At 57.3% G+C, this 22,079-nt stretch carries 20 protein-coding genes; 19 read left to right on the top strand and 1 reads right to left on the bottom strand.

Annotated features, from left to right (window positions below):
• Positions 1-201 precede the first annotated feature (201 nt).
• The 16 genes from OQ273_RS13725 to OQ273_RS13650 all read left to right on the top strand — a co-directional run bounded on the left by OQ273_RS13725 (position 202) and on the right by OQ273_RS13650 (position 16,602).
• Complete coding sequence (locus tag OQ273_RS13725; protein ID WP_267991064.1) at positions 202-1,143, top strand: ABC transporter permease; 942 nt, start codon at positions 202-204, stop codon at positions 1,141-1,143.
• Positions 1,144-1,153: 10 nt separating this feature from the next.
• Positions 1,154-2,056, top strand: a complete 903-nt coding sequence (locus OQ273_RS13720) for an ABC transporter permease (protein WP_267991063.1) — start codon at positions 1,154-1,156, stop codon at positions 2,054-2,056.
• Complete coding sequence (locus OQ273_RS13715) at positions 2,056-3,042, top strand: ABC transporter ATP-binding protein (RefSeq protein WP_267991062.1); 987 nt, start codon at positions 2,056-2,058, stop codon at positions 3,040-3,042. Before OQ273_RS13720 ends, OQ273_RS13715 begins: the two co-directional genes overlap by 1 nt.
• Positions 3,039-4,013 (top strand): ABC transporter ATP-binding protein, encoded by a 975-nt coding sequence (locus tag OQ273_RS13710; RefSeq protein WP_267991061.1) that lies wholly within the window; start codon positions 3,039-3,041, stop codon positions 4,011-4,013. Before OQ273_RS13715 ends, OQ273_RS13710 begins: the two co-directional genes overlap by 4 nt.
• Positions 4,014-4,070: 57 nt before the next feature.
• Positions 4,071-5,624: an ABC transporter substrate-binding protein gene (locus OQ273_RS13705; RefSeq protein ID WP_267991060.1), complete on the top strand. Its 1,554-nt coding sequence runs from the start codon at positions 4,071-4,073 to the stop codon at positions 5,622-5,624.
• An 866-nt stretch (positions 5,625-6,490) separates the two neighbouring features.
• A complete protein-coding gene (locus tag OQ273_RS13700; protein WP_267991059.1) occupies positions 6,491-7,249 on the top strand; it encodes an SDR family NAD(P)-dependent oxidoreductase in 759 nt (252 codons plus the stop codon).
• Between the two features lie 12 nt (positions 7,250-7,261).
• Positions 7,262-8,509, top strand: coding sequence for an enolase C-terminal domain-like protein (locus OQ273_RS13695; protein ID WP_267991058.1), 1,248 nt, complete (start codon positions 7,262-7,264; stop codon positions 8,507-8,509).
• Entirely contained in the window at positions 8,497-9,600 is a 1,104-nt protein-coding gene (locus OQ273_RS13690) for an ABC transporter ATP-binding protein (protein WP_267991057.1), read from the top strand. Before OQ273_RS13695 ends, OQ273_RS13690 begins: the two co-directional genes overlap by 13 nt.
• Before the next feature lie 33 nt (positions 9,601-9,633).
• Positions 9,634-10,857: an ABC transporter substrate-binding protein gene (locus OQ273_RS13685; protein WP_267991056.1), complete on the top strand. Its 1,224-nt coding sequence runs from the start codon at positions 9,634-9,636 to the stop codon at positions 10,855-10,857.
• A gap of 122 nt (positions 10,858-10,979) precedes the next feature.
• Positions 10,980-11,819, top strand: a complete 840-nt coding sequence (locus tag OQ273_RS13680) for a carbohydrate ABC transporter permease (RefSeq protein WP_267991055.1) — start codon at positions 10,980-10,982, stop codon at positions 11,817-11,819.
• A complete protein-coding gene (locus OQ273_RS13675; RefSeq protein WP_267991054.1) occupies positions 11,819-12,700 on the top strand; it encodes a carbohydrate ABC transporter permease in 882 nt (293 codons plus the stop codon). Before OQ273_RS13680 ends, OQ273_RS13675 begins: the two co-directional genes overlap by 1 nt.
• Positions 12,697-13,428: a GntR family transcriptional regulator gene (locus OQ273_RS13670; protein ID WP_267991053.1), complete on the top strand. Its 732-nt coding sequence runs from the start codon at positions 12,697-12,699 to the stop codon at positions 13,426-13,428. The genes OQ273_RS13675 and OQ273_RS13670 overlap by 4 nt, the downstream gene beginning before the upstream one ends.
• Positions 13,425-14,297 carry an SMP-30/gluconolactonase/LRE family protein gene (locus OQ273_RS13665; protein WP_267991052.1) on the top strand — a complete coding sequence of 291 codons (873 nt, stop codon included), beginning with the start codon at positions 13,425-13,427 and terminating at the stop codon, positions 14,295-14,297. The genes OQ273_RS13670 and OQ273_RS13665 overlap by 4 nt, the downstream gene beginning before the upstream one ends.
• A gap of 200 nt (positions 14,298-14,497) precedes the next feature.
• Positions 14,498-14,791, top strand: coding sequence for a fumarylacetoacetate hydrolase family protein (locus OQ273_RS13660; protein WP_267991051.1), 294 nt, complete (start codon positions 14,498-14,500; stop codon positions 14,789-14,791).
• Between the two features lie 3 nt (positions 14,792-14,794).
• Positions 14,795-15,547, top strand: coding sequence for an SDR family oxidoreductase (locus OQ273_RS13655; protein ID WP_267991050.1), 753 nt, complete (start codon positions 14,795-14,797; stop codon positions 15,545-15,547).
• Positions 15,547-16,602, top strand: coding sequence for a hypothetical protein (locus OQ273_RS13650; RefSeq protein WP_267991049.1), 1,056 nt, complete (start codon positions 15,547-15,549; stop codon positions 16,600-16,602). The genes OQ273_RS13655 and OQ273_RS13650 overlap by 1 nt, the downstream gene beginning before the upstream one ends.
• Before the next feature lie 337 nt (positions 16,603-16,939).
• Here OQ273_RS13650 and OQ273_RS13645 read toward each other — a convergent pair whose 3' ends face one another.
• The gene (locus OQ273_RS13645; protein WP_267991048.1) at positions 16,940-17,854 is read right to left on the bottom strand and encodes a LysR family transcriptional regulator; all 915 of its coding nucleotides are present in this window, start codon (positions 17,852-17,854) and stop codon (positions 16,940-16,942) included.
• 126 nt (positions 17,855-17,980) lie between these two features.
• Between OQ273_RS13645 and lhgO the strand changes: the two genes are divergently transcribed.
• The 3 genes from lhgO to OQ273_RS13630 are packed head-to-tail and all read left to right on the top strand — an operon-like array spanning position 17,981 to position 22,068.
• Positions 17,981-19,243: an L-2-hydroxyglutarate oxidase gene (gene lhgO / locus OQ273_RS13640; protein ID WP_267991047.1), complete on the top strand. Its 1,263-nt coding sequence runs from the start codon at positions 17,981-17,983 to the stop codon at positions 19,241-19,243.
• 17 nt (positions 19,244-19,260) lie between these two features.
• Positions 19,261-20,616: an aspartate aminotransferase family protein gene (locus OQ273_RS13635; RefSeq protein WP_267991046.1), complete on the top strand. Its 1,356-nt coding sequence runs from the start codon at positions 19,261-19,263 to the stop codon at positions 20,614-20,616.
• 15 nt (positions 20,617-20,631) lie between these two features.
• Complete coding sequence (locus tag OQ273_RS13630) at positions 20,632-22,068, top strand: aldehyde dehydrogenase family protein (protein ID WP_267991045.1); 1,437 nt, start codon at positions 20,632-20,634, stop codon at positions 22,066-22,068.
• Positions 22,069-22,079 lie beyond the last annotated feature (11 nt).

Here is a 22,079-nt window from a genome sequence, read left to right as displayed (position 1 = left end):
TCGGACTAAATCCCGACATTAGGAAAACATTTTCCTATTAATGCGCTGGTTCGAACTCAAAGGTCAATAGGAAAGTTTTACCTGAAAAACCATCTTTTTTGTTGCGATTAAAATATTAATGGGTATGAATTTAGGAAAACGTTTTCTTAATGGTGGAAAAACCCGCTGGCGACAGAAAATGTTGAGAACTGAGGAGGAGATATGGCTGGTTATCTGGTTGGTCGCATGGTCACGGCGATACCGGTCCTCTTCGGTGTGGCGCTGTTTGTTTTCCTGCTCCTTGAGCTAACGCCCGGCGACCCGGCGCAGATCATTGCAGGTGACTTTGCGACCTCGGAGCAAGTTGAGGCGGTCCGTGTCGCTCTGGATTTGGAGCGGCCGGCGCATGAGCGGTTCGCGTCATGGGTCGGCCAAATGGTGCGTGGCGATTTCGGGGAATCTTTGTTTTCAGGGCTGCCTGTTTCCCAACTCATCGCCCAACGCATCGAGCCCACTCTGGTGTTGGCACTCATGGCAATTTCAATTGCTGTTGCGGTGGGTGTGCCGCTTGGCTTGGCGGCCGCATGGTGGCCAAGCGGCCTAATCGCGCGTGTTGCCATGGCCTCCGCGGTGATTGGCTTTTCCGTACCCGTCTTTGTTGTTGCCTTCGGCCTTGTCTACGTTTTCGCAATCAGGTTGGGCTGGTTTCCGGTTCAGGGCTATCCAGGCTTTTCTACGAGCATCCACGGTGCGCTTATAGCGCTGGTTTTGCCCGCGTTGTCGTTGTCGTCTCTCTATACGGCATTGATTGCGCGGGTGACGCGTGCGGCCGCGATGGAAATCCTCAGCGAGGATTACGTCAGAACGGCCCATGCAAAGGGGCTTTCTGTCTGGAAAGTCGCCCTGCGGCACGTTTTGCGCAATGCCGCCGTTCCGATTGTCACAATTATCGGCATCGGATTTGCGGCACTGCTGGGCGGCGTTGTGGTGACGGAAACCGTGTTTAACATTCCGGGGCTGGGTCGGCTGGCTGCTGATTCCATTTTGCGTCGCGACTATCCGGTCGTGCAGGCGCTCATCCTTCTGTTTTCCGCAATCTACGTGCTGGTCAATCTCGGGGTCGACCTTGCTTACGCGTTTTTTGATCCCCGTATAAAATATTGATGGGCCTCGCATGTCAGCTGCTCAAACCGACTCAACACACAAGGCGATGCCCGCCGGCCGATGGCGCTTCGGTATCCGCCCGGTTGCGGTTCGCCAACCTGTGCTGATCTTCTGTTGCGCTGTCCTGCTTCTGACCATTTGCATGGCTTTGTTTGCTCCGCTCCTGGCGGACGATCCTGCTCAGTTGAACCCGATCAAACGCCTCAAGCCGCCAAGCGCGGAAGAATGGTTTGGGACTGACCAAGTCGGACGCTCGGTTTTTGCGCGCGTGGTCTGGGGTGCACGGGTCTCTTTGGTCATTGGTGCGTTGGTGGCGATTGCCACAACGGTTGTAGGCGTGGTTATCGGAGTGTGTGCCGGGTATTTTCGCCGATTGGATGCCGTCATCATGCGGACCATGGATGCAGTGATGGCAATTCCCTCTGTGCTTCTGGCGATTGCTCTCGTCGCCATGATCGGATCATCACCCCTGGTTCTGGTTATTGCCATCAGCCTGCCGGAAATCCCCAGAATGGCCCGCATGGTCAGAGCCAATGTTCTTGTGATGCGCGCGCAAACTTATGTTGAAGCCGCCATCACGTGTGGTGCGGGAGTGCCGTGGATTTTGCGGCACCACATCCTCCCCGGGGCAGCGGGCCTGATCCTGGTTCAAGCCACTTATGTGCTGGCGTCCGCAATGATTCTGGAAGCGATCCTGTCATTTCTGGGCGCGGGTACACCGCCCGATGTGCCCAGCTGGGGCAATATGATGGCCGAAGGGCGTCAGTTTTTGCAGATCGCGCCTTGGATCCTTTTGTTCCCGGCAATTTTCCTCACTCTGATCATCCTGGCGGTCAATCTGCTGGGCGATGCCATGCGTGATCTTCTGGACCCTGCTGCGTCGTTGGCGGTGAAGAAGACGGACGGAATGTGATGTCCACACCACGTCTTTCAGTCGAAAACCTGACAATCTCGCTGAATCCGGACGATCAGGAAATCCCGTTGGTGGAAGACCTCAGTTTTGACATTGCCGCTGGCGAAACCCTTTGCCTGGTCGGCGAATCCGGTTGCGGCAAGAGCATCTCGTCTCTCGCGATTATGGGTCTTCTAAATCCGGCAATGAAGGTCACCAAGGGACGCATTCTTTTCGAAGGCACGGATTTGGTGCGAGCTGGTCCCCGGGAACTGCGCATGTTGCGAGGCGACCGGATTGCCATGATTTTCCAGGAGCCGATGACGTCGCTCAACCCTGTGATGAAAATCGGTGATCAAATCGCAGAAGTGTTCATTGAACATCGCGGTGGCTCCCGCCGTGACGCGCTGAAAGAAGCTGAGCGCATGCTGGACATGGTCCAGATTCCAGACGCAAAACGACGCGTGCACGCCTATCCGCATGAGTTGTCAGGGGGGATGCGGCAACGTGCGATGATCGCGATGGCCTTGGGGCTGGACCCTGCTGTTTTGATCGCGGATGAACCGACAACGGCGCTGGACGTGACAATTCAAGCGCAGGTGTTGCGCTTGATGAGTGACCTGTGCGGTGAACGCGGTACAGGTCTCCTGTTGATCACCCATGACCTCGGCGTGGTTGCCGAAATGGCCGACAAAGTATTGGTTCTTTATGCGGGCCAGCAAGTCGAAGAAGCCCCGGTTTTGGAGATTTTCGACAATGCGCGTCACCCTTACACACAAGGTCTTCTGAATTCCGTTCAGCAGCTGCAGACCGAAGACCGTATGCCGCGGCTTATGGAAATACCCGGAACTGTGCCTCTGCCATCTGCGAGCCGCCATGGATGCCAGTTTCGGGGTCGATGTGCCCTGGCATCGGAGCGTTGTTCAAACGCACAGACTTCAATTCACATTTCACCTGACCACAGCGCGGCTTGCTGGCGTGTTCAAGAGCCTCGGGAGGCAACATGACCGCGGCGCTTGAAATCAAAAACCTGCGCAAGGTCTACACCGAACGTTCCGGTCTTTTCGGACTTGGTGAACAAAAGCATGTGGTGGCCGTGGATGACGTATCGCTGACCCTGCATCCGGGAGAGACCTTGTGTCTGGTTGGCGAGTCCGGTTGCGGAAAGACCACCGTTGGTCGTCTCGCTCTTCGCTTGACCGAACCGACGGATGGTTCCGTCAGCCTGGCCGGCATGACATTGAAAGGTGGCGGACCGGATGAACTGAGCCAATGGCGACGCAGGATTCAGATGGTCTTTCAGGACCCGTTCGCCTGTCTCAATCCACGCATGTCGTCAGCACAAATTGTTGCGGAACCGATCGATTGCCTGAAATTGGCAGAAGGTCAAGCGCGAGAAAGGCGGATTTCCGAGCTCTTCGATCAGGTCGGGTTGCCGCAGGCTTTCAAGGAACGCCGTCCACGCGAATTGTCAGGAGGACAGCGCCAACGTCTTGGCATTGCACGTGCCCTTGCGGCAAATCCGCGTGTCATTGTGGCGGACGAGGCCGTCGCGGCGTTGGACGTTTCGATCCGATCTCAGGTGCTTAATTTGCTCAAAGAGGTCCAGAAAGAAACGGGCGTTGCCTATCTGTTTATCTCGCACGATCTTTCGGTTGTGCGCTATCTCGCCGATCATGTGGCCGTGATGTATCTGGGTGCGGTCGTCGAAACCGGCACTGCTGACCAGATATTCAACGCTCCTTCCCACCCCTATACGCGCGCCCTCATTGCGTCTGTTCCGGCCACGCATCCGTCACGCAGGGGAAAAAGCGCCGCCCTCAGTGGCGAAGTCCCAAGTCCTTACAACATTCCCAGCGGCTGCAGGTTTCGAACCCGCTGTCCGCTGGCCACAGATCTCTGTGCCGAGCAAAGGCCAGAGATGCGCAGTCGCGGCCCCGATATGTCCGTCGCCTGCCATCATTCGCTGGCGACATAAACAACCAAGGCCAGCTCAGCATTGAGTACATTGGAGGATAAAGTGAGATACAGATTCTTGAAAATTTCGACAGCGATACTGCTCTCTGTCAACGTCATGGCGCTAAGCGCTCAGGCTGAGGACTCGACGCTTCGTATACGGCCATTTGGCGATTTGAAGCAGGTCGATCCGATCATCACGTCCGACTACATGGTGCGCAATCACGGTTATATGGTTTACGACACATTGTTCGCGGTGGATGCCGATATGAACATCCAGCCGCAGATGGTGGACACGTATTCCGTCAGCGATGACGCCTTGACCTACACTTTTGACCTGCGTGACAATCTTTCATTCAGCAATGGCGATGTCGTGGACTCCACGGACGTTGTGACCTCCTTAAAACGCTGGGGTGAACGGGACGGTTTGGGCCAGCAGCTCATGGCGCTGACTGAGAGCCTTGAGGCCATCGATGAAGACAGCTTCCAACTTGTCCTGAAAGAGCCTTGGGGACTTGTACTGGACGCGCTCGGCAAACCCAGCTCGAACGTGCCCTTCATCATGCCCGCAGAAATCGCATCGACGCCTTCAGACGTTGGTATCACTGATCCGACAGGCTCCGGCCCATTCATCATGAAGCAGGACGAGTGGGTTCCCGGTTCCAAGGTCGTCTACGTGAAGAACCCCAACTACGTCCCCCGCGCCGAGCCGGCCAGTGGTCTTGCCGGCGGAAAGGTCGCGAATGTCGATCGTGTGGAGTGGCACTATATTCCGGACGCCCAGACGGCGTTGAATGCACTTCAGGCGGGCGAGATTGACATTTTCGAGGAAATGCCGCCGGATTTCCTGCCACTGGTCGAGAACGATCCGTCGATCAACACCATGCCTTTGGACACGCTTGGGCTTCAGATGGTTTTTCGGATGAACCTGTCGGTTCCGCCGTTCAGCAATCCTAAAGTGCGCGAAGCGATCAAATATATGGTTGATCAGGAAGTCTTTGCACAGGCCTACGTCAGCGATCCTGACCTCTACGTGGCGTGCCCCAGCTTCTACATGTGCTCGTCGCCATATTTCACAGATGCGTCATGGCCGAAGCCGGACATGGAAAAGGCCAAAGCCTTGATCGCGGAGAGCAGTTATGACGGAACACCGGTGGTCATTCTTCACGCCACCGAGAGCGGCCCGACCAATACTTTTAGCTTGGTTGCAGCTCAGCTGATGCGGGAGATTGGCCTGAATGTCGAGCCTCAAGCGATGGATTGGGGCACGCTGACGTCACGCCGCGCGTCCAAGGAAGAGGTCGCAAATGGCGGCTGGTCCTTGTTCCTCTCCGGCCCGTCCGGCGCAGATGCCATGGAGCCTTCGGGACATCTTTCTTTGCGGTCCAATTGCGATAAGGCCTGGTTTGGCTGGCCTTGTGATGCGGAGATCGAAGAGATGCGTGCGGAATTTGCAGTAGAAACCGATCAGGCCAAAAAGAATGCAATTGCCGAGGCGATCCAGGTTCGGGCCTTGGATTATGTTCCCTATATGCCGGCAGCCACGCTTTTCCTGATCCGTGCGGCAAGTGCTGATCTGGATGGTGTGCTGACAACGCCTATTCCAGTTTACTGGAACATTTCCACCAACTAAATCACTTTGCTGTGCACCGCGTCATTCGTGGTGCACAGCTCACGCCCCGGCCGGGGCCGCATGTCTGCCTCGCGGAACAATTGTTACGAACCACCACTGAATCAGGTTGTTGGTCCCGAGCGTGATCTGAAAATTTGCGGCCTATTTCGCCATCATCCTCTAAGGAGGAACAACGGCGACCCACGAGAACCCCGCCCAGACAACGAAATCCGGCGTCAAACAGCAAAACTGCAGACCAGGTCCGCAATCCCTTGCGACGAGATGTTTGGAGGTTTTTGTCTTGATAGAGTTGAAGTCCCCCGGACTGTTTCGTCAGTTATAGTTTTGGTATCACGGGTTCCGGAAGTGTCTTGTTGTTGTTTCGGTATCCCTTTCATGCGCCGGGCAAATTGAAGGTTTTGCATCCGCAACAATCTCAGAGCGTTAGGCGCCTGATTGACCATTGAACACCCTGAGAGCTGTGCTCGAAGGGCCGGGGCGATGGTTGTTCGGGCAGCGTAATCATTAAAGATCAAACGCCCTGTTTTGACCGGCTCGCTGCCGAAGCGGTGCAGAAGTCGGCAATTGATGTCACTACACGAGTGTCTGTCTCTTCGAACGAACTGAGTATCTGATCGGCTGACACAAAGCGATACTGCGGCAAGGAGCGCCGACACTTCACCCAGCGCTCGTCAGTTTAAGAATACCAATCCGTCAAGAGGGCTCACCTTTTCCACGCCAGGGCGCTTGTGGATGACTTTCGGGGATCAGAGCAGACTAGCCATTCCGTTTTGCGAGAATTGGAACCGAGTAACGCCTTGTGCTGGACACTACCATGGTAGCGTGGTAATTGTCGCGGTGACACGAGAATCGACGGGGTTCTGAGAATGTGCGTGGTAATAACCGGGGCCGGCAATGGAATTGGGCGCGCCGTAGCCGAGCGGATGGCCCGGGACGGCGAGGCGTTGGTTTTGGTCGATGTCGACGCTGCCGGCCTGGACAAGGTCAAAACAGAAATTGCTTCCGGGACAACCCAAGTTACCTGCATCACCGGCTCGGTGGCGGACGAGGCGACATCTGAACACACCGCAAGGGCCGCGATGGATATGGGCGGAGCAACCGGGTTGTCTCACAACGCCGGCATTCAAAGGTATGGATCCGCGGCCGAAACCACGCCCGAGCAGTGGGACGAGGTTCTGAACGTCAATTTGCGAGGCGCCTATCTGATGTCGCGCGCCTTGCTGCCGCAGTTGGTCAAGTCAAAGGGCGCATGCGTGTTCATGGCTTCGGTTCAAGGACTGGCGACTCAACAAAACGTTGCTGCTTACACCGTCTCGAAACACGGACTCATCGGGCTGGCCAAGTCGATTGCGGTTGATTTTGCAGATGTCGGGGTCCGGTCAAACGCAGTGGCTCCGGGATCAGTCAAGACGCCAATGCTCGATTGGGCAGTTGGGCTGGCAGATGATCCGGGCGCAGTTTGGGGCGAAATCGATGCAATGCATCCGCTGGGCCGCGCGGCGGAGGCCGGTGAGGTGGCCGAACTTGTGGCTTTCCTTTTGTCCGGGCGCGCTTCGTTCATAACCGGCGAGGTGATCCGGATCGACGGGGGGCTGATGACCCGCCTGGGCGGTTCCCCCAGATAGGAGTAACTCTGCGTGACGATTACCGACATCAAGGCGACAACTGTCGCGGTTCCGCTTGAGGCGCCGCTACGGCATTCCGCCGGCGCGCACTGGGGACGCTTTATCCGGACAATCGTCGAAGTTGTCGGCGATGACGGTCTGTCCGGCTGGGGTGAGCTTGGCGGTGGCGGCGAGAGTGCGGAAGCATCGGTGATATCGCTGAAACCCTATCTGTTGGGGCACGATCCGTTGAATTTGGAGCAGTTGCGCTGGAAACTGATGAATCCCACGGCGACACTCTATAACAACCGCCTGCAACTGCATGCCGCAATCGAAATGGCCTGCATCGATCTGGCCGGGAAACGCCTCGGTTTGCCTGCTCACCAGATTCTTGGCGGTGCTCTTCGGGACAAAGTCGAATTCGCCAGCTATCTGTTTTTTCGCTACGAAGAAGGCGGCGCCGGCGGTGAAACAAATCCCGACGAAATCGTTGCTCACGCCCGAAATCTCAAAGAAAAGCACGGGTTTCGCACCCACAAGCTCAAAGGTGGGCATTTTGATCCCAAGCACGAAGTTGCGGTAATTCGTGCCCTCGCGGAAGCTTTCCCCGAAGACACGCTAAGACTGGACCCGAACGGCGTTTGGTCGGTCGAGGAGGCCATCCGAATCGGGCGCTCAATCGCCGATCTCAACAACGACTACTTTGAGGACCCGACCTGGGGGCTGGAAGGGATGCGGAGGGTGCGTGCGGGGCAGCCGATCCCGACCGCAACCAATATGGTCGTGGTGAATTTTGAGCAGCTGACCCAGTGCATCCTGCACGACCAGGTCGATGTTGTCCTTCTGGACACCACCTTCTGGGGCGGTATCCGCCAGTCTATCAAGGCGGCGCACGTGCTGGAGACTTTTCAGCGTTCGGCCGCTGTGCATTCGTCCGGTGAGTTAGGGATTCAACTAGCGTCGATGCTGCATCTTGGGGCCATGCTTCCAAACCTGAACTTTGCGGCGGATGCCCACTACCACCATTTGACCGATGATATCTTGAAAGGCGGCAAGCTGCCTTACAGGAACGGCTGTATCGACGTGCCGACCGATCCAGGTCTTGGCGTGGAGCCTTGCCGGGACAAGATCGCCCAGTATTCCGAGTTTTTCCGAAAGACCGGTGGTTATGCCTATGACCGCGATCCGGCTCGACCAGGCTGGTATTCCATCTGGCCTGAAAAGAACTTCGCAAATCCAGATGTGAAAACGGTATCGGGGGATCAATCGTGGCCGAAGTAGTGGTGCGTGATCTGGTCAAGGTCTACGGCAAGGTCCTTGCAGTCCGCGGTATCGATCTGGATGTTCCGGACGGCTCGTTCGTCGTGCTTGTCGGGCCCTCGGGATGCGGGAAGTCGACGACCCTGCGGATGATTGCGGGTCTCGAGAGCATAAGCCACGGCGAACTGCGAATCGGTGATACGTTGGCAAATGATCTGCCTTCTCGCGACCGCGGGGTGGCAATGGTCTTTCAGACCTATGCGCTCTACCCGCACCTCACGGTTCGCGACAACCTGACCTTTTCGTTGAAGCTGGCAAAAATGTCGACCGATGAGATCGAGGGCAGGGTTGCCGGCGCCGTTCAGGCGCTGGAACTTGAACCTTACCTGGACAGAAGGCCGTCCGAGCTTTCCGGCGGCCAGCGCCAACGTGTCGCCATGGGACGGGCAATCGTGCGTGAACCGGAGGTGTTTCTGTTCGACGAACCCCTGTCGAACCTGGACGCAAAGCTGCGCAATCAGATGCGGGTGGAGATCAAGCGGCTTCAACATCGCCTTGGAGTTACGACCATCTATGTGACCCATGATCAGATCGAAGCGATGACGCTGGCTGACATTATCGTGGTTATGAAAGACGGTGAGATTGCCCAAAAGGGCACGCCTCTTGAAGTCTTCGAAAATCCGGCGAGCAGGTTCGTCGCCGGATTCATCGGAACACCGCAGATGAATTTCTTCGACGGCGTTCTGGAACCGGACGGCGACGGTGGCCTGAGTGTGGTCAACGATGCGTTGCGGATCGCGGTGCCGCAAGACCGCTTTGCCGCAGGCCTCGTTGCGGGGCAAAGGGTTATCGCCGGTCTGCGTGCCGAGGACATTGTGCCGCTTGGCCACGGCCTGCACCCGGCGGACGCGGCCGGTATAGAAGCGCAGGTCATGTTGTCTGAATTTCTCGGCAACGAAACACTTTTGTTCGCTCAACTGTCCGGCACGCAATTCGTGGCGCGGATGCAGCAACCTCGCTGGATCGAAGACGGAGAAACAGTGCGATTTCACATCAATTCCGATCGCCTGCACCTGTTCGATGCTGAAACGGAGCTCAGCCTTCGAGAATAAACGACAAACCAGTTCCCAATGGAGGAGGAAGACATGAAAAAGATATTGATAGGAGCTGCCGTCGGGGCAATCCTTGCTGCAACCTCGGCGATCGCCGGTGAGGTCCAGCTGTTTCACGACAAGGGCTTCTGGTCCGAGCAGCTGCAAAAAGTGGGTGCCGGGTCGCAAGCCGCCACGGGCGTGAAGATTGTCGAGACGCCCTATGCGACCGCTGAACAATACAAGGCGTTCATTCAGGCCTCGGTGGCTTCCGGGCAGACCCCGAATCTGTTCACCTGGTGGACCGGCGAAACCTTCAATGAACTGGTTAGCACAGGACAAATCGCGCCACTTGACGACCTTTGGAAGGAAATGATCGAGAGCGGCGACTACGGTGCTTCGGCCAAGGACTTGTTTATGGTCGACGGTCAGCCCTATGCGGTTCCGCTGGTCATGGCACGCTGGGTGGTGCTCTACAACAAGCCGCTCTTTGCCGAGCTGGGGATTTCGGAGCCGAAAAGCTGGGCTGAATTGATGGCCGCCGCCGAGACGATCAAGTCCGCAGGACACACGCCTTTTCTGGCAACGGTTCAAGAGGGATGGCGCGGGTTCATCTGGTTTCAGGAACTATTGTTGCGGCTGCATCCCGAGGCCTATAACGGGCTGAATGACGGTTCCGTCGCATATGATAGCGACGAGGTCCGCGAAGTGTTCCAGACCTGGTCTGACATGTACGCAAAGGGCTGGTTCTCCGACGCGCGTTCGACTGAGGAAGTCAATGATTATGCACGCGGTGCAGGAGCCATGTACCTGATCGGCGAATGGGCCTACGGACTTGTCACGGCGGCGGGTGTGCCGAAAGACGATGTCGGCGTGTTCATCATGCCCAATGCCGTTGATGGCAACGCCAGCGCAGTCATCGTGGAAGGTGCGCCGATCGTCGTGTCGAAAGCCGGCATTGAAGATGAAGATACCATGGCGGCGCTCAAATACTTCGTTTCGGTCGATGGCGCGAATGTCTGGGGTGAAGCCTCGGGCAACTACATCGGCAACGACGCGGCGAACGCTCCAAATACTGTCGTGTCGAAAGTGAATTCGGATATGGCTGCGGCCGGTACCGGCGCATATCTGCGCTGGTGGGAGGCGGTTCCCCCGGATCTTCAGGGTGAACTGGTGGCCGAGATGAACCGGTTCATGCTGGATCCGACCATGGAGACTGCTGAGGACGTGATGGCGACCATGCAGGCGCTCAACGCCGAATACTGGGCCGATCAGTGAGTTAGACACCGATGGATCGCGCCGCAAAAGACTCCGCAATACTTGATCGTATCGGCCTTGACGAAATCGCTCGCAGGGAACGGGTCAGACGGCGCGGTCGCCTTGGGGTGGGGCTGTTATTCATGGCCCCGGCCCTTCTTCTTGTGCTCGGCCTGCTTCTGGCGCCGGTGGGGTACAATGTTTGGCTCAGTTTCACCAAGTGGAAGAAGTTCAAAGGGTTTGGCGAGTATGCCGGTTTTGCCAATTATGAGAAGATGGCCAGCAACCCGTTCTTTGCCGAGGCGTTGCTGAACACGGCGATCTGGGTGGTGGCGTCAATCGTTTTTCCCATCGCGTTAGGGCTGGGCATGGCGATGTTTCTACGCAACATGCGTGGCGCGGAGCTGTTCAAGAATATCGTGTTCATACCCAGGATTCTCGCTCCAACCGCCGTCGGTGTTCTGTGGTTTTATGTCTATGCACCAGCGGGGCTCTTGAACCGCGGGCTGTCACTGGTTTCGGGGAGCCAGGTGGAAATCGGTTGGCTTTACCAGGATAACACCGTGACCCCGGCCATCATCGCCACCTTTGTCTGGCAGACCGCCGGTCTTGTCATGGTACTTTTGCTGCTGGGACTGGCTGCAATTCCGCGTGACCCGATCGAAGCTGCCCGCATCGACGGAGCGAGCAGCTGGCAGATATTTCGACGCATTACGCTGCCGCTTTTGATGCCGACCTTGTTGATGGTGACGATCCTGTCGGTTCTGGCCGGATTTACCGTCTTCGATCTGCTTTGGGTGATGGGTGTGAATTATCCGGGACAGCGCAGTCTGGCATTGGCGGTATTCATGTATTTTGAAGCTTTTCAGAAAGGCAGCTGGGCGTTTGGATCGGCGGTTGCCGTGATCATCGGGCTGGTGGTTCTGTGCGTGACCTGGATTCAAACACTGCTGCAGTCCCGCGTGGACAGGATGGTGCGCTGATGGCTGTGGATTTGCATCTCCTCGACCTTGATGCCATCGCCCGGCGAGAAAACGCCCGCCATCGCAGCGGCCGCTGGAAGTTTCTCGTCGCGATTGTCTTCTCGCTTGTCTGGGTGCTTCCTTTTTATTTCCTGGCTATTTCGATCTTCAAGTCGAACACGGAATACGCCCTGAATCCGCCCCTGTCCCTGCCTTCAGGGCTTAGCCCGATTGTCGAGAACATGCGGCAAGCATGGGAACTGGGGAATATGGGTCAGTCGATGTTCAACTCGGCCATCTACGGTACATTTGGCGCCGCGCTGGCCGTGTTCTTCGCTGCTATGGCTGCATTTGCAATAACCCGCATCGATATCCCGTGGCGGAATGGCTGGTTCATGCTCATCTTTGCCGGCACAGTATTCCCTTTCCAGATGTACTTGATTCCGCTTTTCTTCGGCTATCAGAAGCTGGGTCTCCTGAATTCGCACGCAGGTATGCTGCTGTTTTACACCGCGATCTGCGTACCTTTTCCGACCTTGGTGCTGCGCAACTTTATGTCAGGGCTGTCTCGTGAAATGGACGAGGCGGCCCGCATGGACGGTGCCGGAGAGTTCACAGTATTTTTCCGCATCGTTCTGCCCAATACGACCGGTCCGATGATCGCTGTATTCCTTTTGCAGTTCACCTGGATCTGGAATGATATGCTGTTTTCAACTGTGCTGGGTAATCGGCTGGAAACTCGGTCCATCATGAATGCGCTGCTGGTCTTTCAGGGCAGCTACTCATCAATCGGGCCGAATGTGGTTCTGACTGCCGCGCTGTTGGCTTCAGTGCCCTCGTTGGTTTTGTTCTTTCTGCTGAGGAAGTATTTCATGCAAGGTCTCAGGGTGCAGCAAGCATGAGCAAGGTTCAGAAGATGAGACATCCAACCAAAGGTTCTGGTCTGCCGCTTGCCAAGCATGCCTATCAGGACCTGCTGCATCGCATCATTTCCTTCGAGCTCGAACCATATCAATCGCTGTCTGAGGCATCGGTTTCGGAGATGCTCGGCATCAGCCGAACTCCTGCGCGGGAAGCGCTGGCCTTGCTCGCCGAGCGTGGTTTTGTCGAGGTCATGCCCCAGCGTGGCAGCAGGGTTTCGCCTTTGAGGAATTCCGATCTGGAACGTTCGCAATTCATGCGCGAAGCACTCGAGTTGGCTCTGTTGCGCCGGGTCGTGGCCCTGCCGGCGCGTGACAAGCTGATCGAGAGCCTGCGCAAGGAAATCACATTGCAAAGAACGTATTTGCAATTCGACGACAAGGATGGGTTCTATGGATCTGACGAGGAATTTCACGGGCTGATTGCCGCCTATGCCGGCAGGTCCGACGTTCTGCCCGACATCCGCCGTATGAAAGTGCATATGGACCGATTCCGCCATTTGATGGTGCAGGCAGTCGAGGATCTTGACGTCGTTATACATCAGCATACCCAGATTGCGGACGCCATAGAGACGGGTGACGCTGATGCGGCCGAAGCAGCGATGCTCACGCACTTGCGGAGAATTTTTTCCTATGTCGATGAGGCGCGCAGCAAATACCCGGATTATTTTGATTCTTCGCCAGAGCCGAACTTGAGGGTCCGGCCATGAAACCTGAAGTTCTGGGCCCTGAGCGAGACGAAGTTGGTGAAAGTCCGTTCTGGGATGGCGCCGGTCACATCTGGTCAGTCGATATCGTTGGCAAGCGCATCCGGCGCCGACGCTTTTCGGACGGACAAACCGAAACCTGGCAGACCGATGACCTCCCGACAGCGCTTGCCCTTTCGCCCGAAGGCCCCGCAGCCGTCTCGTTTGCTGGCGGCGTTGCCCGCTGGTCACCTGGGGAAGGGCCGACCGCGACCACAATCGTGCCCGAACGCGATCCCTATATGCGCCTCAACGAAGGCAAATGCGACCCCGCCGGACGCCTGTGGGTCGCAAGCATGGAAAACAATCTGACGCCCGATCTCGAACCTCGCGAACAGGCGGCGGCTCGCGGACGGCTTTATCGGCTGGATGGGACAAATGTGACAGGGTTCGGAGAGGCCGATCTCGGCATACCCAACACAATGGCCTGGTCTCCAGATCGGACCCGCTTTTATTTCGGCGACAGTTTGCAAAACACGATCTGGGTCTGGGATTACGACAATGACAGCGGCGACATTTACAATCGCCGTGTCTTTGTGTCCGGCGGTCCCGGTCTGCCCGATGGCAGTACGATGGATGCGGATGGTTGTTTGTGGACCGCGCGCTTTTCAGCCGGACGGGTAATCCGGTATGCGCCGGATGGTCGTGTTGATCGTGTTATCGATCTGCCGGTCGAAAACCCCACCGCGGCGACTTTCGCAGGCGATGACCTGTCAACACTCATCGTCACGTCGGCCCGGTTCGCGATGGACGATCCATCCGCAATTGACGGCGCCACGCTGAAGATCGCCACGGACGTCACGGGTCAGCCGGAAAACTGGTTTGGCGGTTAGGCGTAAGCCCGCGGAGGAATCATGCTTGCTTCGGCCAATATGCGGAGGCATTGCTTTGCCATTGTTGAAGAGTTTGGCCCTGGTGCCGCAACCGATGTCCACGCCGACCACGCCGTCGCTGCTGATCCTGTTTTCGGCTCTGCTATCACCGCCTCGGGTTTCCCGTAGCGCACAAACCAGAAATTGAAGGAGCAAGTACTGTGAGTGCCATCAAATCCTTTTCCGGGCGTCGCGCCCGGGATTCGCGTGGCAAACCGGCGATCAACATCGACAAAGCCGCGGCGATGGATCAAGTCGCAGGTTTTGTGCCGGTCAGCGACGTGTCCGACCAAGCCAGGCAGCTCGAGCGGTCTGGTCAGTGGGTTAAGGGCAAGTCTTTCCCAGACTTCCGTCCCACCGGCCCGCTACCGGTGACTCCCGACGAGATCGACGGCAAGGTCTCGCCAGGCTTCGATGGGCTTGGGTCTCAGACCCAGACCGTGGTGGAGTTTTAGGAGATGATGAAAGAATTGAACAACCGGCTCTCGGGCAGGACCGCGATCGTCACCGCCGCCGCGCAGGGCATTGGCCGTGCTGTAGCCGAGCGCCTGCATTTCGAGGGCGCAAATGTCCATGCATCTGATCTGAACGGCGCCGCTGTGGCGGATCTGTCCGTTGCGGAAACCGTGCAACTGGATGCCACCGATCCGGACGCTGTCGAGAGCTATTTCTCCAAGTTCGATCAGATCGATGTTCTGGTTCATGCTGTTGGGTATGTCCATCAGGGAACCATAGAAGAATGCACCGCCACCGACTGGCAACGGTCGGTCGACATCACCCTTACCAGCGCCTTCAACGTCATCGGCGCGGCGGTTCCGAAAATGAAGGAGAATGGCGGAAGCATCGTCACCATCGGTTCGGTGGCGAGCTCCATCAAGGGCTTTCCCAAGCGCGCCGCATATTGCGCTGCAAAAGGAGGTGTCATCGGACTGACAAAGGCCGTGGCGGCGGACTATATCGGCAACGGAATCCGGTGTAACTCGGTCTGCCCCGGTGTGGTTGACAGCCCAAGCTTGCGTGGTCGTATCGATGATCTTGCGAAATCGATGAACAGCCGGGAAGAGGCCTATCGTTTCTTTATCGACCGCCAGCCGGCGGGACGTTTTGGTACAGCCGAGGAAATCGCAGCGATTTGCGCGTTTCTTGCCTCAGACGAGGGTGCATTCGTCAACGGACAAGCCATCAACGTCGATGGCGGCATTACAATCTGATGAACGGGCAGGGGAGGGATAGGGAAAGCCGGGTCTGGACGTTTGAGTGGGGCAACATCCGAGGTGAAGTATCGGCTCTCGGGGGTATGCTCGGCCCCGTCACATTCACGCTGCCCGACGGCGAAGAGGTGCAGCCATTTGCTATCGCGCCATGGGCTTCCGATCCGCCTGAGAGGCTTGCAACACTGCCTCCCGTTCTTCGCGGCCTGAGGGGGGAGTGGCCCTGCGTTCCGTTCGGAATGCCCGATGCCCGCATGGATCTGCCGGCGCGGTGGATTATGGGCGTTGATCGAAATATGCGCGCTGCGGATGACAATGTGCATGGCTATGCGTCCAATCATTGCTGGAATGTTTTGAGCCGGTCCGGGAACGAGATCGTGCTCGCGGTCGACTATCCGGCGGATCACCCTGTACGCCGCCTTCGCCGAAGGATCAGCCGTGGTGAGGGGTTGTCTCTGGTTGTCACGCTCGAAATCGAGATGCGGCGTGACGCGGAACTCCCGGTCGGTCTTCATCCTGTTTTTGCGCTGCCGCAAAACCCGGGGAGCGCCACATTGAAAATTCCGTCTATGACGATGGCGCGGACCTTTCCGGTCGCCGTGGAACCGGGGACATCTCGTCTGGTGCCGGACAAGACCACGGTCTCCCTGACCGATTTGGAAACAGAGGAGGGAGGAACACTCGATCTCACCGCGCTTCCGCTTGAGTTTGCCACGGAGGAACTGGTGATGGTCTCGCTCACGGATGGTCGAGCTGTCCTTGCCGACCACGATGCAAACACCGAAATCGAACTGGCTTGGGACGTTCAGGATTTTCCACAATGCCTGCTGTGGGTCTCGAACCGTGGCCGCACGCAGTACCCATGGGATGGCAGATTCAACGCGATCGGGATAGAGCCGGTGGCCGCCGCGTTTGACCTCGGGGAAATTCACAGCACAAATCTCGAATCGCCCTTGCGGCAGGATGACACTAAAACGGCACTGAAGCTTGCTGCTGACGCGGTGTTCGAGACGTCCTACACGCTTGTGGTAAGCCGAGCTTCATCCGGCATATAAACGCACGGAGACCCCTTGCCGCGGACCGAACGCTGTTTCCGGCCGGGGTACTCTTTGTTGACGCGATCAAGTCGGCCGCGCAGACCGGTCTGGCATCCGAATTGATTGCCTCAGCCAGAAGACACTTGCATCCCTTGTCGGATACGCCTCAAGGGGAAGCACTTTCTCAGCGTAAGATGAGACCATGACGGCCACGGGTTCAAGAAAGAGCAGCTGGCGCCCAATCCCATTGCCATCTTTGGTTTGCCTTCACCTTCCGGCCCCTTGCGAATGGTAAAAACCTCGATCCGAAGTGTGAATTCTCAATATAGGCTTGCCTCGAAAAGAAATCTGCCGGTTATACACTGGCCTCATGCATTAAATTCTGCTTCAGCAGTCGAACAATTAGCTTCTCAGGCTCTGACTTCCGTCGAATGAAAAAACAAGGATTCTGAAATCGTGAGCCAGGAGCGTTCACCTCCGACAATTCACCGCGCTCTACCCAAAGTGCGGCCACATCGGTGGGCAAGAACCCGATATATGCCCCTGACAACAATAGTTGAATCCGCGACAAGATTGTTGGCGCGCGAGCCGTGAAACTCATATGCGCGAGAAGGTCACGGGCTATCGGTGCGTGATCCATATATGTGGCGATCGCATTGTGCTGTCCTATTTCTTCCAGCGACACGAGCTTGCGTTCTGAAAAAAGTTGGTGGCCTCTACCACAAAACAATCCCATGTCCTCGGTGAATGCGGATGAGTAGGACAATAGGTCATTTTGCCGTGGTGCCGCGGTTAATCCAAGATCAGCTGCGCCGTCCAGAACCGCAATCAACACCTGTTCGGGATCACCCATTCTGAAGTCCAGGCGCAGTCGAGGATGATCGGCAGCCAGTCTTGCGATAGCGTTTGAGATCGGACGCTGGAAACCGAACAGGAAGCTGTCGTCCGCATGAAATCTAACGAAGCCACTCAAGGAAGCTGACGCATTCGCTATATGTGCACCGAAGCGATGGAGCTCTTCCAGCAGCTGAACTGCGGCTGAATGCGTTATTCGCCCCTCTTCGGTCAAACTGAAACCGCCTCGACCACGCCGACAAAGCGTCATCCCCAACCGGGTCTCCAGCTTCTTGAGGTTTAGACTGATTGCAGATTTGCCTTTGTTAAGGCGTGCTTCGGCCGCGCTCAGACCGCCGGCTTCAACGATGACAACAAACTCCCTCAAAAGGGCTATCTCTCCATCGCCAAGTGTGCCCGAGAAGGGGTTGGTCATATGCAAGCCTCTTCGTAAGTTTCATTTTCTAAAAACTTAAGTTTGGGAAGTTGGGATTTTTTTATGGTTTTTATTCAGATATTCAAGATCAAGTTTGGTTTTTTGTAAACAAACGCATGGACGTTTATGTCACACACCTTCTCTCTGGCGGTTGTCGGTGGCGGTATCCTGGGGCTGGCAACGGCCTGGACATATCAGTCCCGATATCCGGGCACTTCGGTGGTTCTTGTCGAACGGGACAAAGGCCTCGCGCGCCATCAAACCGGTCGGAATTCAGGCGTCATTCACGCTGGCGTATATTATGCGCCTGGAAGTCTGAAGGCCACATACTGTCGGCGCGGCGCAGTTATGACAAAGTGGCTTGCGGAAGCCATGGGTGTCGAATTTGATATCTGCGGCAAATTGATCGTCGCGACTGACGATGAGGAACTGCCGGGGCTGGCTGCCATTGCCGAGCGGGCGGCTCAGAACGGCGTGCCGCTGACCCGCATAGACCGGGATGGCCTGCGCGAGCGCGAGCCCCATGTCGCCGGACGTGCCGCCTATCTGAGCCCTTCTACCGGTATCGTTGACTTTCCAGGCCTGTGCCGAGCCATGGCGGAACGCTTCGAGGCAAGCGGCGGTACAATCCGGCTTGGCACAAAGCTTCTGGACATTCGGGAAGAGGGCGGCAAAGTCCGCCTGATCACCGATCGTGAGGAGGTTCTGGCCAAACACATGGTGGCATGCGCAGGCCTGCAGGCCGACCGGATTGCCGCTATGAGCGGCGTGGGTGAAGGATTTCGCATCATTCCCTTTCGCGGTGAATACTACGAAGTGCGGGCTGCCTGGCCTAACGAAGTCCGGCACCTGATTTACCCGGTGCCGGACCCTTCGCTGCCCTTTCTCGGTGTGCACCTGACGCGGATGGTCGGGAACAGGCTGACAGTCGGCCCGAATGCGATGCTCTCATTCGGTCGTGAGTGCTACGGCAGCAACATTCCCGACCCACGCGACCTCCTGGACGCGGTCACCTTTCCGGGGTACTGGAAACTCATGCTCCGGCACCGCAAATCCGCAATGTCGGAGCTGGCCGGGTCGTTGTCGAAGCGGATTTTTCTCAATCGCTGTCAGCGCTATTGTCCCTCGCTGACGTTGGACGATCTAACGCCCTGGCCGACCGGGATCCGTGCGCAGGCCGTAGGAGCGGACGGTCAAATGATCGAGGATTTCCTCATTCGCGAGACGGCGCGCACAACCCACGTCTGCAACGCACCGTCGCCGGCTGCGACTTCCGCCCTGCCAATCGCGGAACATGTGTGTGACCGCATCGCGGCACGCCAGACACCCGCACACCGGTTACCGCAACGGGACCCCGCAAAAGCCGCTGAACAATTGCTCACCACCTGACGCGAAAGGAGCACCCAATGACACATCTACCCAACTCCATGGAAGCACGGGATATCGCATACCATTTCCACGGTTACACAAATGCTGTCCGTCATGCTGAGATCGGTCCGCACATCATGGAAAACGGCGAGGGAGTTTTTGTAACCGACAACACCGGCAAGCGGTACGTTGAAGCCATGGCCGGCCTGTGGAGCGTAGCCCTGGGTTGGGGTGAGCAGCGCCTGGTCAGGGCAGCGACCCAGCAGATGGAAAACCTGTCATTTTATCACAATTTCGGGCACCGCGCGCACCCGGCTATCATCGAACTGGCCGAGAAGCTCGTTGACATGGCGCCGGTTCCCATGTCGAAGGCCTATTTCACCAATTCGGGCTCAGAGGCCAATGACACGATCATGAAGATGATCTGGTATCGCTCGAACGCCCTCGGCAAACCGCAGAAAAAGAAGTTGATCTCGCGTAACCGGGGTTATCACGGCGTCACGATCGCCTCGGGCAGCTTGACCGGTTTGCCCAACAACCACCTCTCATTCGACATGCCGATCGACCGCGTGCTGCACACCACTTGCCCGCACTATTGGAAAGAAGGGTTGGAGGGCGAAAGCGAAGACCAGTTCGCCACCCGTTGCGCGCAGGACCTTGACGCGATGATCCAGGCCGAGGGACCCGATACAATCGCTGCCTTCTTCGCCGAACCGGTCATGGGCGCCGGCGGGGTTGTGGTGCCCCCCTCCACATATTGGGAAAAGATCCAGGCGGTCCTGGCGAAATACGACATTTTGCTTGTGGCGGACGAGGTGATCTGTGGATTTGGCCGGACCGGCAGGATGTTCGCCAGCGAGACTTATGACATCAAACCGGACGTCATGGTGCTGTCAAAACAGATTACCTCCAGCTATGTGCCGTTTTCCGCCTTTCTCGTGAATGACCGGTTTTACGAACCCGTAGCCGAAGAGAGCGGCCGCATTGGCGTTCTGGGGCACGGCTTCACCGGCGGTGGTCATCCAGTTGGCGCGGCAGTTGCACTGGAAAACATCGCGATCATCGAAGAGCGTGAACTGGTCAAACACGCCGCAGAGGTGGGTTCCTATTTTCGCAGCAGGCTGTCGACCTTTGCAGATCACCCGCTGGTTGGAGAGGTGCGTGGCATAGGCCTCATTGCGGCCCTTGAAGTCGCGCATCCCAACCAGGATATCGCACCAGGCAAAATGGGAGCGGCAATGGCGGACTATCTTCTGCAGGAAGGCGTGGTTTCCCGCGCGATGATGGATGCCTGCGCATTTTGTCCACCGCTCATTATTTCGCGCGATGAAACCGATCTGATCATCGATGCGGTCGAAGCCGGTCTGACAGCACTTGAAAAGCACGAATTCTAGGGCCGGGGACGATCGATGACAAAAACACTTATCATTGGCGGCGAGTATCAATCGACCGACGAGGTTAAACCCAATATCAATCCATCCGATACAAATGATGTCATCGATGAGTTTGCCGTTGGCACGGTTGATGACACAGAGCATGCCATTTGCGCCGCCGCCGATGCTTTTGAGGCCTGGGCCACCGCATCACCGCTGTTCCGCGCCGAAATATTGGAACGCGCTGGCCAGGCTATTTTTGAGCGCCGCGAGGAGTTGGGCCGCCTGCTGTCGCGCGAGGAAGGCAAGATTCTGGCCGAGGGCATCGGCGAGGCCACACGTGCCGCTCAGGTGTTCAAGTTCTATGCACAGGAGGCTTTGCGCGTGGACGGCGTCGCAATCGCCTCGGTTCGCCCCGGCGTTCGGGTTGAAACCCGAGACGAGCCGCACGGTGTCATTGGCCTGATCACCCCCTGGAACTTCCCGATTGCCATCCCGGCCTGGAAACTGGCTCCGGCGTTGGCCTACGGCAACACGGCCGTTCTGAAGCCAGCCGACCTGACACCTGGATGCGCCTGGGAACTCATCGACATTCTGCACAAGGCGGGTCTGCCGGCTGGTGTCGCCAATCTTGTCACCGGCCGCGGCAGTGTTGTGGGCGATGCGCTGGTTCGTAGTGATCGGGTTGCTGCAGTCAGCTTTACCGGCTCCGTTGCAACCGGCGCCCATATCCGACAGATTGTCACGGGACGGGGCGCGCCAATCCAGCAGGAGATGGGCGGCAAAAGCCCTCTCATCATAATGGACGACGCCGATCTCGAACAGGCTGTGGACTGCGCAGTCTCGGGCTCCGTCATCTCTACAGGTCAGCGCTGTACGTCGAACACAAGGGTGATCGCCACGCCGGGTATCCACGATGCACTGGTTGAAGCGATGGCCAGAAGGACTGCCGCAATTCGAGTCGGCAACGCCCTTGATCCGCAGACCCAGATGGGGCCGGTGGTGGATAAGGGGCAGCTTGAGATAGATCTCGGTTATCTGGAAATGGCCCGTAAAGAAGGCGGTGAGGTGCTGTGTGGCGGCGAACTGGTCGAATGCGACACGCCCGGATTCTATCTGTCACCGGCCGTCGTGGCCGGGGCTACCAACGACATGGTGCATGTGCGCGAGGAGATATTTGGCCCGGTCGTCAGCGTGCTGAAAGCCGCCGATTATGACGAGGCGGTCGCGATCGCCAATGACAGTCCTTTGGGCCTTTCATCGGGAATTTGCACCCGTTCTCTCAAATATGCTGAGGATTTTAAGGCGCGCTCCACTGCCGGAATGGTCATGGTCAACCTGCCCACAGCCGGGGTGGATTTTCACGTGCCCTTTGGTGGCCGCAAGGGTTCAAGCTACGGCCCGCGCGAACAGGGGCGCGCCGCGCGGGCTTTCTACACCAGCTCGAAGACGTGTTATACGAACCACGCGTGAGACATGACGAC

Source organism: Hoeflea prorocentri (assembly GCF_027944115.1).
GTDB classification, from domain to species: Bacteria; Pseudomonadota; Alphaproteobacteria; order Rhizobiales; family Rhizobiaceae; genus Hoeflea_A; species Hoeflea_A prorocentri.
This window is presented reverse-complemented; position numbering and strand designations above follow the sequence as displayed.

Bases quoted from the DNA above. Each gene is read 5' to 3' on its own strand.
- OQ273_RS13725 (WP_267991064.1), top strand. From the start codon at position 202: ATGGCTGGTTATCTGGTTGGTCGCATGGTCACGGCGATACCGGTCCTC.
- OQ273_RS13720 (WP_267991063.1), top strand. From the start codon at position 1,154: ATGTCAGCTGCTCAAACCGACTCAACACACAAGGCGATGCCCGCCGGC.
- OQ273_RS13715 (WP_267991062.1), top strand. From the start codon at position 2,056: ATGTCCACACCACGTCTTTCAGTCGAAAACCTGACAATCTCGCTGAAT.
- OQ273_RS13710 (WP_267991061.1), top strand. From the start codon at position 3,039: ATGACCGCGGCGCTTGAAATCAAAAACCTGCGCAAGGTCTACACCGAA.
- OQ273_RS13700 (WP_267991059.1), top strand. From the start codon at position 6,491: ATGTGCGTGGTAATAACCGGGGCCGGCAATGGAATTGGGCGCGCCGTA.
- OQ273_RS13685 (WP_267991056.1), top strand. From the start codon at position 9,634: ATGAAAAAGATATTGATAGGAGCTGCCGTCGGGGCAATCCTTGCTGCA.
- OQ273_RS13680 (WP_267991055.1), top strand. From the start codon at position 10,980: ATGGCCCCGGCCCTTCTTCTTGTGCTCGGCCTGCTTCTGGCGCCGGTG.
- OQ273_RS13675 (WP_267991054.1), top strand. From the start codon at position 11,819: ATGGCTGTGGATTTGCATCTCCTCGACCTTGATGCCATCGCCCGGCGA.
- OQ273_RS13670 (WP_267991053.1), top strand. From the start codon at position 12,697: ATGAGCAAGGTTCAGAAGATGAGACATCCAACCAAAGGTTCTGGTCTG.
- OQ273_RS13665 (WP_267991052.1), top strand. From the start codon at position 13,425: ATGAAACCTGAAGTTCTGGGCCCTGAGCGAGACGAAGTTGGTGAAAGT.
- OQ273_RS13655 (WP_267991050.1), top strand. From the start codon at position 14,795: ATGATGAAAGAATTGAACAACCGGCTCTCGGGCAGGACCGCGATCGTC.
- OQ273_RS13650 (WP_267991049.1), top strand. From the start codon at position 15,547: ATGAACGGGCAGGGGAGGGATAGGGAAAGCCGGGTCTGGACGTTTGAG.
- OQ273_RS13645 (WP_267991048.1), bottom strand. From the start codon at position 17,854: ATGACCAACCCCTTCTCGGGCACACTTGGCGATGGAGAGATAGCCCTT.
- lhgO (WP_267991047.1), top strand. From the start codon at position 17,981: ATGTCACACACCTTCTCTCTGGCGGTTGTCGGTGGCGGTATCCTGGGG.
- OQ273_RS13635 (WP_267991046.1), top strand. From the start codon at position 19,261: ATGACACATCTACCCAACTCCATGGAAGCACGGGATATCGCATACCAT.
- OQ273_RS13630 (WP_267991045.1), top strand. From the start codon at position 20,632: ATGACAAAAACACTTATCATTGGCGGCGAGTATCAATCGACCGACGAG.